Raw genomic sequence first — 15,108 nt, 5'->3', positions numbered from 1 at the left:
TGAAGTTGTTGCATCGGTCCCGGCCTTGCATTGGGAGGCGTCATGGACACCCCAGGAGGAGGAGACCCGCATGTCCCGCAGACTCTTACCCCTTATCGCGCTTTTGTTTCTCGCCGGCTGCGCCGGAACCACATCCGTGCCGGTGGACAGGTCTCCCCGCTCCAATCTCGAACCGGAAATCGCCGGGCTTGAAGCCCTGCGCCAAAGCCGGGGACGCCCCCTTTCCGGGGCGGAACGCCAGGCCCTGGCCTCGCGCCCGGAGATCAAGTTCCGCCTGACCAACGAGGAAAACGAAGAAGTACGTCTGTTCTTCCAGTACTATGCCCGGGACAAGCGCGGCTCCACCCAGCGTTGGCTCATGCGCGGCGAACCCCACCTGGAGTACGTGCGCGCCGTTCTGGCCAGTCACCGCCTGCCCCAGGACCTCATGGCCCTGCCCTTTATCGAATCCGGCTACAACGTGATGGCGGTCTCGTCCTCCGGGGCCGTGGGCATGTGGCAGTTCATGCCCGCCACGGCCCAGCGCTTCGGCCTGACCGTGGACTGGTGGCTCGACGAACGCCGCGACCCCTACCTGGCCACCGTGGCCGCCGCCCGTTATCTGAAGGCCCTGTACAAGCAATTCGGCGACTGGCAACTGGCCCTGGCCGCCTACAACGCCGGGGAAGGCAGCATCTCGCGGGCCATGACCCGCACCGGCAAGCAGTCGTTCAACAGCCTGGCCAAGAGCGGCCCCCTGCGCGACGAAACCAAGCACTACGTGCCCAGGTTCCTGGCCATGCTCAAGATTCTGCAGAACTCCAAGCGCCTGGGCTTCCATCCCCCCAGCATGCACGCTTCCAAGGATCTGCAAGAGGTGCGCGTGCCCGGAGGCTCCGACCTGGCCGGCATGGCCGACGCCATGAACCTGTCCTGGGAGCAGTTCCACGCCCTCAATCCGGCCTATCGCCGCAAGGTCAGCCCCCCGGACCGCTCCACCGCCGCCTGGGTGCCCAAGCACCTGGTCCGCACCTGCCAGGCCTACCTGTCGCGTCCCGGCGACCCCGGATCCAGCCCGGCCGTGCGCATGGCCCGGTTCGGCGACACCTGGTGGAGCCTGTCGCGCGATACCGGCATCCCCGCCGCCACCCTGCGCGAAGCCAACAAGGGGGCGCAACGCCCCGCGTCGGGCAGAGTCGTGCTCATCCCCGTGGCCGCCTGCTCCCTGGACGCCGCCGCCCCCGAACTGCGCCACGAAAAGCCCGCTCCCCGCATGAACGCCGCAACCGCGGTGGCGCAAGGCAGCTCCCCCTCCTCGCTCTACATCGTGCGCAACGGCGACACCTTGTCCTCCGTGGCCAGAAAGGCCGGGGTGAGCGTGCAGGACCTGGCGGAATTCAACAAGGCCAACCCCGAAGAGCCCCTGCTGCCCGGCACGCCGCTGATCATTCCGGCGGCCGGACAATCTCCGGCCCAGAACAAGCCCATCGCGTACAAGATCGCCAAGAAGTATTAGGGGAAAACGCTGGCGAGGAAATCCGAGGGACCTGGACGCACATGGCCCCAGGCCCGGCGCGACGGGTCGGGAACCGCTTGCGGGCGAAGAAGCCGCCCGGTTCCGGGCCGCCCGACGGACGGGGCAAAAATACCAATCGGCAGGCTTCGACCCGGCCCCCGCGGCGTCCAGCGAAACGGCGCGAGGCCCGCACGGCGAGACTCCCGCGCGGTCCCGCCCTCAAGACGCCAGGGACGCTCCCTGGCCGATCACGCTCGGAGCGCGGGGCCATGAGCGTCCCTGAGGACGAATCAACGGATCATGGCGCGCAAACGAATGAGCCGTTCGTAGAATTCCTCCAGGCGCGTGGCAAGTTCGCGGCGGGCCGCCTCGGCCTGGTCCGGCTGGTCGAAGATCATGTTCAGGCCTTCGCGGGTGTTCTTGGGACATTCCGCGTCGCCGCCGAGCATGACTCGGAACCGATACCCTCCGGGACACGCTCCGCTCGTCGCCTCCCCGGCGGTTTCCTTGGCTTCCACCATGGAAATTCCCTTGATGTGGGCCAATGGCACCAGCATCCCGTCAAGCTGCACAAGATTTTTGAACTTCCCTTCTCCGCACCCCATAGGTTCGCCCTCCATCCAGAAACCCTTGCTGCTGACCCGGCCAGGACGGCCTTGTGCTTCCCTACAGCCCCCTTTGCAACTCGTCCGGCGGTTCACTCGGCGTGCGTCCGATCCGACGTGTCGGTTGACGCCGCCCGGCTTTCGCCCGGCCGGACCCCTCCGCGTGTCCGGGGCGAAACCAAGCGAGGCTCGAAGCCCCCTGGTTCCCCTCCCCGAAAGAACGTGTCGTCTCGACGCCGCAGGGCCAACGCAAACAAGCCCGCCGCACGCGTCGAAACCCACGGCGTGCGGTTGGCTTGCGTCTCCTCTGACGGCTCGGGAAAGTCTTTGGCGCTTTCGTCGTCAAAAGGCAACCGGAAATACAGGCCCAGAGCGTTGGCGGCCCCCGATACAAGAGTCGAAACGTCAGGGACGGCGGCCTTTTCTCAGTTGATACTTGCTGACCGCGTCGTTGTGTTCATCCAGGCTGCGGGAAAAGAAGTGCGTCCCGTCGCCCTTGGACACGAAGTAGAGCGACCCATCCCGTTCCGGTTTGGCGACGGCCCTGAGGGATTCCACCCCCGGGTTGCAGATGGGGCCGGGCGGCAACCCGGCATGCTGATAGGTGTTGTACGCATTGGCGGGATCGTCCAGGTGGGAGCGCTTGAGATTGCCGTCGAACCGGTCGCCCAGACCGTAGATCACCGTGGGATCGGTCTGCAGGAGCATCCCCCTGTCCAAGCGGGAGACGAAAACCCCGGCGATGCGCGCCCGCTCCTCGGCCCTGCCGGTCTCCTTTTCCACAATGGAGGCCAAGACCACCGCCTCGAACAGGCTCTTGCCCTTGGGCGGGCCGGTCGGCCAGGCCTCGGGCAGCTTCCGGGCAAACTGGCGCAACATGGCTTCCACCACCTGCCGGGCATCGTTGCCGGGCTTGCGGGTGAACAGGTAGGTATCGGGGAAAAGAAAGCCTTCCGCATTGTCCGCCGGCACGCCGTACTTTTCGAGCAAGGTCTTGTCCCGGCTCGCGCGTTCGAAGCTCTCGACCGAGCCCAGGCCCGCCAGGTCCACCAGCCGGGCGATCTGGCGCAGGGTCAACCCCTCGGGCACGCTCACCTTGTGCAAAATGGCCTGGCCGCTGACCAGAAGGGCCAACACCCGGCTCGGGAGAAGGCCGGTGGACAGCTCGTACTCCCCGGCCTTGAGGTGTTGCCCCTGCTTGGTGACGCGGGCCAACAGCCTGAAGTACAGGGGGTTTGTGATCACTCCGGCCTCATGCAGGCTGGCGGCGATACGGTCGAAGCTCTCCCCGGGCTCGATGAGCACGTGCGTTTCCTGCCCGGGCGTCTGGGGCGGGACGGTGAGAAACTCGTAGGCCTGCCAGCCCGCCGCCCCCCCGACCAAGAGCGCCAGGAGAAAGAGCCCGCCCAGAAGTTTGGCCAGCACGCCTAGACCCGCACGTCCCGGGCCGCCGCCGGATCGGCCAGGTAGCTTTCCAGAATGCGGACGGCCGCCTGCTGGTCCAGGGCCGGACCCAGTCGGCTCGTCCTGACCCCGGCCTGGCGCAGGTCGTCTTCGGCCACGGCGCTGGAGAGAGTCTCATCCATCAACGACACCGGCACCTCCACCCGCCGAGCCAGACTGCGGGCGAAGTTCTCGCACTGGCGCGCGACAAGGCTGTCGCGCCCCGGGGCCGGCGCCGGCCAGCCCACCACCACGGCCTCCACGCCCTCGCGCGCCACAACGTCCACCAGTTCGGCGAACAGGGCCTGGCGCGTGCCGCGCGTCAGCGTGACCAGGGGAAAGGCCATGGCCCCGCCGGGGTCGGTCACGGCCAGCCCCACCCGCTTGAGCCCGAAGTCCACGCCCAGCAGCCTCATGGCTCGGTCGGAGCCACCACGCGCCGGCGGCCTTCGATCCGGGCCGCGCCCAGGGCGCGCCGGAAGGCCTTGCGCCATTTGGGGCCGTCCCACACCTGGGCCAGGTATTCCAGGGAGTGGAACACCGGCTGTTTGCTTCCCAGGCCCATGAGGCAGCGTTTGATGCCGATCTTGCACGACGGACATCCCACCACGATGGGTTGGGACTCCGCCGGGGCCTCGCCCAGGTCCTTGGCCAATTGTTCCTGCTTGCGATGACGAATGCGGTTGTAGAGATCCGGCGTGGTGAGCGCTCCCAGTCCCGACTCGCCGCAGCACCCCGGAGAGAGGTCCACTTTCGCGCCGGTGAAGCCGGCCAGGGCCTGGCGATACATATCCGTGGCCTTGGCCAGGGGCACGCCGGCCCATTCGGCGTGGCAGGCCCCGTGGTAGATGAGCCGCCCGGGCGGGGTGATCCCCTGAGCGGACGGATGGGGGCTGCGGGTCATGAGGAACTGCGCCACGTCCATCTGGATCAGGGCCGGTTCCACGATCTTCCAGATGTCGTAGCCGGCCAGGGCCTCGCGGCAGGTGCCGCAGGCCGTGAGCACGGCCTTGGGGGCCAGCCCCTCGTTCTTGGCCTTGACCAGCACCTCGCCGATGGCCTCGGTGTTGCGGGCCTGGTTCTTGCGGTAGGCGTCCTGGTAGCCGGAGACCAGCAGGGGGTAGCCGCAGCACAGGTGCCGCTCGGGCATGACCACGGCCACGCCGGCCTTGAGCAGCAGATGCATGGCCGCCAAGCCGATGTTGCGCCAAAACAGTCCCGCGCCGCAGCCGGGAAAGTAGAACACGGCTTCGTCCGCGCCGCCCGCGGGCACGAAGATGGAACCCTGATCCAGGTGGATGGTCTCGGCCAGGCCCTTGAATCCGGTCACCGGGCCGGGTCCCTGGAAGAGCGGGTTGGAAAACCGCGCCCGCATGGGACCGGGCACCAGCCCGAGCATCCGGTTGGCCGCCATCTGGCCCCAGGCCGCCGCCTTGGCCGCCTTGGGAGCGCGTTCGTCCACCTTGTCGGCCAGAAAGTGCAGCACCCTGGATTTGATCGCGTGCCCGCCCGCGCCTTTTTCTTCGAGAAAGCCGCGCATGTCGAGAATGGCCCCGGCGGTGTTGATCTTCACCGGACAGGCCGCCGTGCACTTGCCGCAGGTGGTGCACCGGTCGGTCATGGTGCGCAGGCGTTCGAGCAGCTCGGGCAGGGGTTTGCCGTGGTGCACCTGGGAATAGTAGATGGCCTCGATGAGCGCGCCCAGGCTGATGTTCTTGTTGCGCGGATGATAGATGAGCCCCCGTTCCGGGTTGTACATGGGGCACACCTGCTTGCACTTGCCGCACCGCGTGCACACCTGCACGTGGGTGAGCAGGTTGATGAGCTTGTCCTTGTCGGGCAGCGCGGTCTTCTTGATGTCGCGGATGAGCCGGTTGAACGAGAAGGTGTAGGGCTCCACGTCCATGCCCCGGGTCATCAGCTTGCCCGGGTTGAGCACGCCCTGGGGGTCCACCTCCTGCTTGTAGGCCCGAAGCGCCGCGATCTTGTCCTCTTCGAGAAAGGCGATCTTGGTGATGCCGATGCCGTGCTCCCCGGACACCGCGCCGCCGAGCTTCATGACCTTTTCGAACACCTTGTCCGCGGCTTCCATGGCCTGGGCCAGCATTTCGGGGTCGTTGGAGTTCACGGGCAGGTTCACGTGGCAGTTGCCGTCGCCGGCGTGCATGTGGGCGGCCACGATGATGCGCCGGGCCATCATGTCCTGGTAGATGGCCTCGATTTCTCCGTAGAGTTTGGGATAGCGGCCCTTGAGGTCCGAGAAGAAGAAGTAGCTCTGCACTTCGAGTTCCTGGTCGTTCAAGTCCGCCGTGGTGGTCTTGCCGCGCAAGACCTCGGCGGCGAACTGCATCTCCATGGAGATGAATTCGTCCCCATCGGGAAAGCCCGGCAGACGGGTCACTTCCTGCAGGCTCTTGCGGTAGATCTTGGCCAGGTAGTGCAGGTTCAACTGTTCGAGGAACTCGGCGAAAACCGGGACTTCCTTCAGCGGAATGACCACGTCCTCGTTGATCTTGAAGCCCGACGTGCGCTTGGCGATGGCCGAAAGCTTGTGCCGGTCCTCCCAGAAGTGCTCGGCCTCCTTTTCGTCGCGGGCCACGAAGGCGTCCACGCCCTCGTACCGGGCCACGATGTCGAGCACGGCCGTGGCGGCCTGGTCCAGGGCCTGCTGGTCGTCGGCGTCGAGCTGCAAAATGAGCACGCTGATGGGGTCGCCCTCGCACCGGGTGGACTTTTTCTGGTACTCGATGGCCTTGACGTACTTGGAGCCAAACTCCTCCAGGGCCGAAATCTTCACCAGGTCGCCCTCGCTTCGAATCTTGTCGCGAAGCGCCACCACGCCCTGGATGGTGAGCATGGCGTTGTGCATGGACCGGCCGTAGAACTCCAGCACCATGACCTTGGAATGGGCCGGAATGGGATAGCAGATGAAGCAGGCCTCGGTGAAGATGCCGTCCACGCCCTCCTTCTGCACGCCGGGCAATCCGCCCAGGTACTTGTTGGACACGTCCTTGCCCAGGCCCGGCCCGCGGATTTCGGCCCCGCTCAGGCGGATGGTGTCGAGCACCTGGCCGTTCTGGCCGGCCACTTCGAAAACCGCCGTCTCGCCGGGCAGGATCTTGTGCCGGGGGTGGTCCACCCGGCGCACCTCCACGAGTTCGCCGGACGGGGTGACCATCTTGTAGGAGAGCAGGTTGTCGAGCGTGGTGCCGTACTCGAAGGCGTAGGGACCGCCCGCGTTTTCGGAAATGTTGCCCCCGATGGACGAGGCGGCCTTGGAGGCCGGGTCCACGGTGAAGAGCAACCCCTCCTTTTCGGCGGCCTGGATGGCCTGCAGGGTGATGACGCCGGACTGCAGGCACATGATGCGGTTCACCGGATCGATGGAAAGAATCTTCTTGAGCCGGGTCATGGAAAGCACCACGGTGCGGCGTCTGGCCGGCACCGCGCCGCCGGTCATGCCCGAGCCGCCGCCCCTGGGGATGATGGAGAATCCCATCTCCACGGCCAGACGGACGATGCGGCGCACCTGTTCGGTATCTTCCGGGGCCAGCACCATGAGCGGCAGTTCCATGCGCAGGTCCGTGGCGTCGGTGGAGCACTCCACGATGTTGTGCGGTCCGTCGAGAATGGCGATCTCGGGCAGGAACTCGGTGAGCCGGGAGCGCAGTTCGTCGCGAAAGGCCATGTCGTCGTCGTAGAGCCGCCAGAACGCCTTGATGGCCTGGGCCAACTGCTTCTGGTACTCGGGAGTGAGCATGGTGGACGAGCGGTTCATGCGCTGCTCCACGGACTCGCGCACGTCCGCGGGGTCGATATAGGGATTGTAGCGCACGAGAAAGAGCTCACTGGCCAGGGAAACGGCCAGTTCCTGCATGTCCTCGGGCCACTGGGCGAATTCCGTCTTGGAGATTCCCAGCACCCGCGAGATGAGCCTGGGCAGGGGAAGCGAAATATGGGGGTTTTTGTCTGGCATGTGGTGGCACTCTTGTGGGGGAATGGAAGACAGTAAGGCGAGGCACAAATAATCACCCCGAACGCGGAAGGCAAGGCGTTTCCCGGGGGGAGAGCGTCAAAAAAAACGGGCGGGGCGTCCGGGCCGGACGTCCCGCCTGAAAACCCGTCGGCCGAGCGTGTCGCGTCCCGGTGAGGGAAGCGACGCGGCGCGCGACCCCTAGGCGGAAAGCTTGGCCTCGATGTCGGCGATGAGGCCGGGATGGACCTCGAAGTTGCACTCCCGGGCGCGGTTCACGCAGTCCATGGCTTTCTGGGCGTCGCCCTTTTCCAGGTAGGCCAGCGCCAGATTGTTCCAGGCCGGGCCGAATTTGGGGTGCAGTTCCACGGCCTTGGAGCTCATCTCGATGGATTCGTCCAGTTGGCCGGACATATACAGGGCGCTGCCCAGGGTGGCGTGGGCCTGCACGAACTTGGAATCCAGCTTCACGGCCTTGCGCAGGGCCTTGACCGCGTTGTCCACGTCGCCCAACTGCAACAGGCAGAAGCCGATGTTGCCGTGCGGCACGGCGAAACGGGCCCGGGCCTGCACGGCGGCCTGGTTCATGCGCAGGCAGGCGTTCAGATCGCCGTCGCGCATGGCCAATCCGCCCAGTTGCACGTAGGCCTCGGCCATGGTGGGCGCGCGTTCGGCCGCGCGCAAGAAGCTGGTTTTGGCTTCCTCGTAGCGGTGCTTGGAAACGTAGGCCACGCCGAGGTTGTAGTGGGAGTTGGCGCACTGGTCGTTTTTGGCCAGCTTGTCTTCGAGATCGGCTATGTAGTCGTCGATGTTCTGGGCTTGGGTCATGGCGTATTCCCCGATTTCTTGGTTTGCAGAAAGGCTTCGAGCTGTCCCTCGCGACGCAGAAGCTCGGCGTACCAGAGGCAAAACGATAAGATCCCCCGGAATCGGTTCGATCCGTTGATCACGCCCACGGCCATTTCCCAGGCCCCGGCGGTCCAATCCGTGCCGGTGGGGGCGTCCTTTCCAAAGGAGTTTACGAACTCGCGCATCAGATCGGTGGAGGTGCGCCTCGTGTCGTCCACCCGAATGTCGATGGGATCGAAGGGCTTCTGAAAAGGGTCCCAGTTGTCATAGCCCATCTTCTCGATGAACTTGCGCCGCCTGGGCGGAATGGCGTCGTAGATGGCCCGTTTCTGGGCCTCTTCCTCCGGGGTAAGGGACTGTCCGGGCACGGCTACTCGTCTCCCTTGGGTTCCTTGAGGCCGAAAAATTCCTCGTCGTAGGTGGTGAGCATGGCCATGGAGACGGGCACGAGCATGTCGCCCAGATAGTCGTACCGCCCGCCCACGCGCTCGGCGATCTGCTGGGAAAGGGCTTCGAGCCGTTCGCGCAGCTTGGCGATCTTCACCGCGGGATATTTGCCGCCGGGCGTGAAACCCGACTTGCCGCAGACCTTCAGGCTGCCGCCCACGTCCAGGGGGGCGCCGTACAGGCGACAGGTCAGGGGACGCGCGTCGTACATGACGCACCGGTCCTGGTCGTCGAGCAGGGGACAGCGGATGCGTTCGCGGCCGAATTCGGCCACCAGGGTCTCGTCGGGGATTCCGGCCTTGTGGGCCTTCCAGGCCTTGCGCTTGAGACGATAGTGTTCACGGTCGGCCTGATTGGCGGCGGTGATCAGGCGGTGGCGGTCGTCGCCCTTGGGAAAGCGCTCGTTGAAGGCCCGGTTGATGCGCAGAGCCTCCACCAGGGTGACGTCGAAGGGGGCGTGGCAGCAGTCGCTGCAGGAAGGCTCGCAACGCACCTCGGCCGGACACACGCTTTTGACCTTGTCGAAAACCGCGTCGGCATCGGCGCACATCTGTTCGTACGTTGCGAAAATATCAGAAAAATCAGGGATGCTCACGGGCGCTCCTCGCCGCCGGAAGGGCGGCTGCAAACTCTTTGGCTCGATCCGGGGAGGCGCAGCCTCGAAAAACGAGCGGGAGCGGGCCGAAAAGAGCCCGCTCCCGCCGTCAACAGGCAATGCGGAAAAGGAAACTATTCTTCCTCGACCGTGATGGCGTCCTGGTCGCAGACTTCGACGCAGGATTCGCAGCCGAGGCACTCTTCCCCGTTGACCACGGTGGCTTTGCCGTCCTGAAGTTCGTAAACTTCAACCGGGCAGACATCAACGCACTCGCCGTCGCCGACGCACTTTTCCTCGTCAACCGTGACCTTGTAACCCATGGTCCTAACCTCCACTCTACAGTTGGTTTGTGTCCTAAAACGCCGGGAATGCGGCAAAGCCTGGAATGGAACTCAGCCTACAACCCAATATCCCGAGAATTCAAACCGTTACAACTGTGACAGGGTCACCCTGCCCAAGACAAGGCAAGCACTAGCCACGAAAACAATGCGCTGTCAAGCGCGCTCATGCCTCCAGGGGCCTCCGGGCAGCCATGTTTCCATGTCCGGGGCGGGATTGTCGGACAGGTAGCGCGCCGCCGCCTCCGCGCTTTCGGCCCCGCCCGCGAGCACCGCCTTGTACACGTCCACCCCGCGCACCGGCTGGCCCGCGCCCAGGCCGGACTTCACGCGCAGGATGCGCTCCCGGAGTTCCCCGGTCAGGACCGCCTCCAGCTCCCTGGCCAGGGAGTCGGCCAGACCGGCGTACGGGTGGTCGTCCGGGACCAGCCAGCAGTCGATGTCCCACAGCAGGTCCCGGTCGTCCCGGTAGAACACGCGCCAGTAGTACCCCGGGTCGGACGTGCCCATCACGTTGAGGTATTCCATTTTCTCGACGCCCGGGAGCGCGGCCAATTCCCCGGCCACGGCGAATCCGGCGCGCGGGTCCGGGCTCGGGGCGTATATCTCGAAATCGATGTTGGGTTTGGTCATGAGTCCGAAACGCGCCGAGCCCACAAGGAGCGGACGTCCGGCCCGCGCCCAGAGGGTTTCCAGCCCCAGACGGTCGATCACCCGGCGGGCCGAGCGGGAAAGCTCCCTGGCCCGGCCGAGCAGGTCCTGTGGCGTCTCCATGTCTTCCTCCTAAATTTTGCGAAAAGAGTCGCGGCGCGACCCTAAAGTTTCCCCTGGTCGATCCGATAAGACGAGCGGAGTCTGCTGGATTGGACTACTTCAGCCAAGGATAGGCACGACATGAACAAGATCATCCCCCTGCGCCCGGACCGCGTCCCTATCCGGCCCATTCTCCTGCTGCTCACCTCCCACCGGCTGGACTGCCTGCTGGTGTGCCTGCGCAGCCTGGAGCGCTACACCAACTTGGCCCGTTTCAAGAAGATCTACGTCGTGGCCAACGCGGTGGAGCCAGATCACGCGGCCATACTCAACCGCTTTCGCAACACGCGCGACAACGTGTCCGTGATCCACTGCTCCCCCAGGGGACTGATCCCGGCCGTCAACACCGTGCAAAACGCCATACTGAGCGAGCACCTGGACGACGTGGTGGTCAAGATGGACGAAGACGTCTTCGTCACGCCCCGCTGGCTCGAACATCTGCTCGAAGGCTACACGCTCCATCGCTCCCGGGCCGACATCCCCCTGGTGAGCGCCCTGTGTCCCGTGAGCCCTCCCGGACGTTTCGCCCTGGGCCGCTTTCTCAAGGTGGCCTACCCGGCCGAACGGGCCATGTACGCCGGCCCCGTCATCGAGGAGAACTGGGTCTACCACCGCTGGATGTGGCAAAAGGTGGTGGACGAACACTTCGTGGAAAGTTTCGCCGCCAGCGGGCAGCCGCCCTACTTCTATCCCGGTTTCGCCACCATCAACTGCGTGGCCTTCGACCGCCGGCTGATGGAAAACGTGCTGCCCCTGCCCGTGGCCAAGGTCACGGGACAACCCTCCTCGGACGAAGGGGCCATCAACCGGGTCCTGCGCGACAACAGGTGGAAGACCGCCGTGGTCAGCCGGGCCGTGGCCCATCACTACAGTTTCTCGCGTTGCGAGCACTATCTGCGGGCCCACGTGCCGCTGGATCGCGTGTGGGACTATCTTGAAACCGTGCATGCCGCCTACCAGGCCCGACCGCGTCTGACAATCTCGCGGGGACTGCGCGCCGTGGGCCGGGCGGACACGAGGACGCTCGCCGCGCCCAGCCCGACCGGACACTTCGCCGCAAGCTAGGGCGGCGTCCACGGCCAGACGTATGCCGTGGAACGGCGTTAAACGTATTCCTTTTCTCCTTGAAAAACAGGGGCACGCTTTTCAAGGACGCGCCGGCGTCGCAGCGCCGCTTTGCCCGACCGGATGTCCGACCTTGCGCTCCAGACGATAGTGAATCCGTTCTTGCTACGCGAACGGGAACAATGGTAATCGTCTCAATCGAAGAGACCGGGATTGACGGGGCGACCAACCGCCGCCCTCCGCCGGCGAACGCCCCGGGCCAACTCCCGGAGCCGACCCGAAAGGACTAAGCGGACGGCGCGAGTCATGTCCCCGAACGGGACCTTCTTTACGTTTCGCATCCGCAACCAAGGAGCGCCCCATGTACGTGAAGAACGCGATGTCCACCCGTATTCTGTTCGTCGACCAGGACGCCACGGTGGCCCAGGCCATGCGCATCATGGCCGAAAACAACCTCCGTCGTCTCATGGTGGATCGCCAGGACGAAAACTCCCCCTACGCCACGGTCACGATCCGCGATTTCATCGCCAAGGTCATCACCAAGGGCGTGGACCCCGGCGAGATCAAGGTCCGCGACATCATGACCGAGGCCCTGTATTCCGTAACCCCGGACAGCACCCTGGAAGACGCCGCCCAACTCATGCAGGGCAAGAACGTGGCCGGCCTGCCCGTCATCGACCAGAGCGGCAAGCTGGTCGGCGTCATCGCCATGTGGGACATCCTTATCGCCCTGGGCGTGCACTGCCTTTCCAGGTAGGACTTGGCGCGCCCCGGCGCACGGGACCCGGCGAGGCCGCGCCTCGCCGGGGTTTTCGACGTTTCGGACGACCGGGGCCCACGGCATCGAGGCAGGCGCACGCCGGGCGCGACAGAGGGACTCATGACGTCACGTGAATCGGATACCCAAGGGTGCGGCCCCGCTTCGACCAAGTATCAAAAGCGCGAGAAAACATACGCGTACGATCATCTGGTCCGGCTGCTCGACACCTATTCCGCCAAATCGGTGTACGGCAGCGCCTTTTGCAAACGCCCCATCACCGTGCAACTACTCATCCGGGACGCGGTGATCGTGGACATGGGCGTGGAAATGGACGGTTGCGCCTACTGTCGGCAGTGTCTGGGCGCGCTGGTCCACATGGTCAAGGGACTGGACGTGGGCGCGGCCTGGAACGTCACCGCCGACGCCTTGCGGCGAAACCTCGAAGAACCGGACCCGGACATCGACTGCGAAGTCTATGTGGTGGCGGCCCTCAAGCTCGCCCTGCGCAACTGGGAAAAGCAGATCGTCTCGCACCCGTGAGGATGCGCAGCGGCGCGGCTCCGATCCTTTTTCCCTGCAATTCGTCCCCCTCCCGATTCGACACCCTTATGCCGCGACCCGTATCCGGCGGATGCGCATCCGTCGTCCCGGTCCCGCCCCCCCCTTTTTGGAGGATTGTTTCATGAAAAGCCTGCTTCTCGTTCTGGCCTTTTCGGCCGGATGCTGCATTCCCATCCAGGCGGGAATCAACGCCCTGCTGCGCCGCACCCTGGGCGACGCCATGCAGACTTCCCTGGTCTCGTTCGCCGTGGGCACGCTCGCCCTCTGGCTCTACAGCCTGCTGGCCCGCCACACCTGGCCCAGCCTGGGCGAACTGGCCGGCGTCCCCCTGTGGCAGTGGACGGGCGGTCTGCTGGGCGCGGCCTTCGTCACCTGCACCATCGTCCTCAGCCCCAAGCTCGGAGCCGCCACCATGACCGCCTTCCTGCTGCTGGGGCAGCTCGCGGCCTCGGTGGCGCTCGACCATTTCGCCCTGGTGGGATTTCCCGAGCATCCGGCCAGCTTCTGGCGGCTTGTCGGCGTGGGACTGCTGTTTCTCGGGGCGTGGATGGTCCGAACGTTCTGAAAGGCGCTTCTCCCCGCGCTCGGCCCTTGCCAGGCGGACGCGACGCGACCGCCCCTCGCGCTTGTTTCGTCTTCGCCAGGATCAGGCAGATCCTTCCGGGTTCCCGACCCAAACGAAACGCCCCGGGGCCTGCGAGAAAATAACGCCGAGCGCTCGCCTGTCGAGGGACTTTACCCGAGACGGGGGAACCGCTACAGCAGCAATGCCTACGGGATCTCCAACCGCCTTTTCGGAAAGGACCGGACGCCATGAGACGCCTTTGCCCTGCGCGTGTTTTCGCCACCGTTTTCCTTCTGCTCGTCCTGGGGACGGCGACGTTTTCCTCCCCGCGCCCGGCCATGGCGGACTCCGCTTCCGACGCGAAAGCCCCCGCCGCCGGGCACGGCCGGGAAGTCGACATGCACACGCCCTATGTCCGCTACCACTTCGACGATGCGGACATGGACTTCACCTTCGGCTCCTTGGTGCTCGGGGCCACCGGCAACCAGGGGTGCGAAATCGGCGAGGCGTTCGCCACGGCGGCCAGGATCAAGGACGGAGACGCGGCCAGTTGGCAGGCCGCCTGGCTGGACACGGCGGCCAGGGCCGAAGCCCGGGGCGAAAAGTCCCTGGCCGGCGGACACAAGCAAAGCGCCCGGATCTTTCTCGCCCGCGCGGCCAACTACTACCGCTTCGCCACCTGCGCCATGCTTCCGGACGACCCCCGCCTGGCCCAGACCGCGCGCAAAAGCCGCGAAACCATGATCAAGGCCGGCAAGCTCTACGAACCGCCCCTGGAGTATTTCGAAATCCCCTTCGAGGGCACGGTGCTGCCCGGATTCTTCCGCAAGGCGGCCTCGGACAAGACTCCGCGCAAGACGCTCATCACGCTGGGCGGAGGCGAAACCTTCGCCGAAGACCTGATTTTTTCCATCATGCCCCAGGCCTTTGAACGCGGCTACAACTTCGTCACCGTGGACCTGCCCGGACAGGGCCTGCTCCCCATGGCCGGCAAGGTCTTTCGTCCCGACATGCACGTTCCCGTCAAGGCTCTGGTGGACCACGTGGCGGCGCGCCCCGACGTGGACAAGAACCGCCTGGGCCTCTACGGCATCAGCGGCGGCGGCGGTTTCGCCCCCCAGACCGCCCAGCACGACCCGCGCATCAAGGCCCTGGCCATGAACAGTTGCGTGGTGGACGCCCACGCCCTGTTCGCCACCATGACCCCGGTCACCACCGCCACCGCGGAAAAGGTCAAGACCTGGTCGAGTTTTCACGCCAACACGGTCAAGGCCATCGCCTGGCGCTGGGGCGTTTCCGGGGACAACATTCCCGGCCTGGTGGAGGCCAATCGGGGCTTTTGTTTCGACCCGACCACGGTGCATATCCCGGCGCTCATCCTGGTCGGCGAGGGCGAATACCGGGGCGACGAGGTCAGACGTCAGCAAAAACTTTGCCTGGAAGGCCTGACCAACGCCTCCAAGGCCCTGGTGGTCACCCCGCTGAACGAAGGCGCCTCCAACCATTGCATGCTGGAAAATCGCGGTCTGGTGGGCCAGGTCCTGTTCGACTGGATGGACACGGTGTTCAAATAGCCGGCCAGCGGCTTGCCAAGGA

Annotated in this window: 15 protein-coding genes; 6 read left to right on the top strand and 9 right to left on the bottom strand. The window is 65.4% G+C overall.

Features of this window, described 5'->3' with window-relative positions:
• The first annotated feature begins 70 nt into the window (after positions 1-70).
• Positions 71-1,495, top strand: coding sequence for a lytic transglycosylase domain-containing protein (locus ACYQ01_RS15755; protein ID WP_459934808.1), 1,425 nt, complete (start codon positions 71-73; stop codon positions 1,493-1,495).
• Positions 1,496-1,785: 290 nt separating this feature from the next.
• Here the strand turns inward: ACYQ01_RS15755 and ACYQ01_RS15750 are convergent, their stop codons facing one another.
• The 9 genes from ACYQ01_RS15750 to ACYQ01_RS15710 all read right to left on the bottom strand — a co-directional run bounded on the left by ACYQ01_RS15750 (position 1,786) and on the right by ACYQ01_RS15710 (position 10,522).
• Positions 1,786-2,052: a hypothetical protein gene (locus ACYQ01_RS15750; RefSeq protein WP_459934807.1), complete on the bottom strand. Its 267-nt coding sequence runs from the start codon at positions 2,050-2,052 to the stop codon at positions 1,786-1,788.
• 453 nt (positions 2,053-2,505) lie between these two features.
• Entirely contained in the window at positions 2,506-3,525 is a 1,020-nt protein-coding gene (gene mltG, locus ACYQ01_RS15745) for an endolytic transglycosylase MltG (protein WP_459934806.1), read from the bottom strand.
• Between the two features lie 2 nt (positions 3,526-3,527).
• Positions 3,528-3,959, bottom strand: a complete 432-nt coding sequence (ruvX, locus tag ACYQ01_RS15740; RefSeq protein WP_459934805.1) for a Holliday junction resolvase RuvX — start codon at positions 3,957-3,959, stop codon at positions 3,528-3,530.
• Positions 3,956-7,519, bottom strand: a complete 3,564-nt coding sequence (locus ACYQ01_RS15735; RefSeq protein WP_459934804.1) for an FAD-binding and (Fe-S)-binding domain-containing protein — start codon at positions 7,517-7,519, stop codon at positions 3,956-3,958. The genes ruvX and ACYQ01_RS15735 overlap by 4 nt, the downstream gene beginning before the upstream one ends.
• A gap of 198 nt (positions 7,520-7,717) precedes the next feature.
• A complete protein-coding gene (locus ACYQ01_RS15730; RefSeq protein WP_459934803.1) occupies positions 7,718-8,344 on the bottom strand; it encodes a tetratricopeptide repeat protein in 627 nt (208 codons plus the stop codon).
• Positions 8,341-8,733 (bottom strand): hypothetical protein, encoded by a 393-nt coding sequence (locus ACYQ01_RS15725; RefSeq protein ID WP_459934802.1) that lies wholly within the window; start codon positions 8,731-8,733, stop codon positions 8,341-8,343. Before ACYQ01_RS15725 ends, ACYQ01_RS15730 begins: the two co-directional genes overlap by 4 nt.
• Before the next feature lie 2 nt (positions 8,734-8,735).
• Entirely contained in the window at positions 8,736-9,407 is a 672-nt protein-coding gene (locus tag ACYQ01_RS15720; protein WP_459934801.1) for a YkgJ family cysteine cluster protein, read from the bottom strand.
• Positions 9,408-9,541: 134 nt separating this feature from the next.
• The gene (locus ACYQ01_RS15715; RefSeq protein ID WP_459934800.1) at positions 9,542-9,730 is read right to left on the bottom strand and encodes a ferredoxin; all 189 of its coding nucleotides are present in this window, start codon (positions 9,728-9,730) and stop codon (positions 9,542-9,544) included.
• A gap of 174 nt (positions 9,731-9,904) precedes the next feature.
• Entirely contained in the window at positions 9,905-10,522 is a 618-nt protein-coding gene (locus ACYQ01_RS15710) for a hypothetical protein (protein WP_459934799.1), read from the bottom strand.
• A gap of 120 nt (positions 10,523-10,642) precedes the next feature.
• On the opposite strand from ACYQ01_RS15710, the gene ACYQ01_RS15705 reads away from it, so the two are divergent.
• The 5 genes from ACYQ01_RS15705 (at position 10,643) to ACYQ01_RS15685 (ending at position 15,086) form a co-directional block, all read left to right on the top strand.
• The gene (locus ACYQ01_RS15705; protein ID WP_459934798.1) at positions 10,643-11,626 is read left to right on the top strand and encodes a glycosyltransferase; all 984 of its coding nucleotides are present in this window, start codon (positions 10,643-10,645) and stop codon (positions 11,624-11,626) included.
• A gap of 361 nt (positions 11,627-11,987) precedes the next feature.
• Positions 11,988-12,383 carry a CBS domain-containing protein gene (locus ACYQ01_RS15700; RefSeq protein ID WP_459934797.1) on the top strand — a complete coding sequence of 132 codons (396 nt, stop codon included), beginning with the start codon at positions 11,988-11,990 and terminating at the stop codon, positions 12,381-12,383.
• Between the two features lie 123 nt (positions 12,384-12,506).
• A complete protein-coding gene (locus ACYQ01_RS15695) occupies positions 12,507-12,926 on the top strand; it encodes an iron-sulfur cluster assembly scaffold protein (protein ID WP_459934796.1) in 420 nt (139 codons plus the stop codon).
• Between the two features lie 142 nt (positions 12,927-13,068).
• Entirely contained in the window at positions 13,069-13,512 is a 444-nt protein-coding gene (locus ACYQ01_RS15690) for a DMT family transporter (RefSeq protein ID WP_459934795.1), read from the top strand.
• A 398-nt stretch (positions 13,513-13,910) separates the two neighbouring features.
• Positions 13,911-15,086: an alpha/beta hydrolase family protein gene (locus ACYQ01_RS15685; RefSeq protein ID WP_459934794.1), complete on the top strand. Its 1,176-nt coding sequence runs from the start codon at positions 13,911-13,913 to the stop codon at positions 15,084-15,086.
• The last annotated feature ends 22 nt before the right edge of the window (positions 15,087-15,108 follow it).

The organism is Fundidesulfovibrio butyratiphilus, from assembly GCF_054657235.1.
Note: the sequence above shows the minus strand (reverse complement) of the source record. Positions and strands in the feature narration are given on the sequence as shown.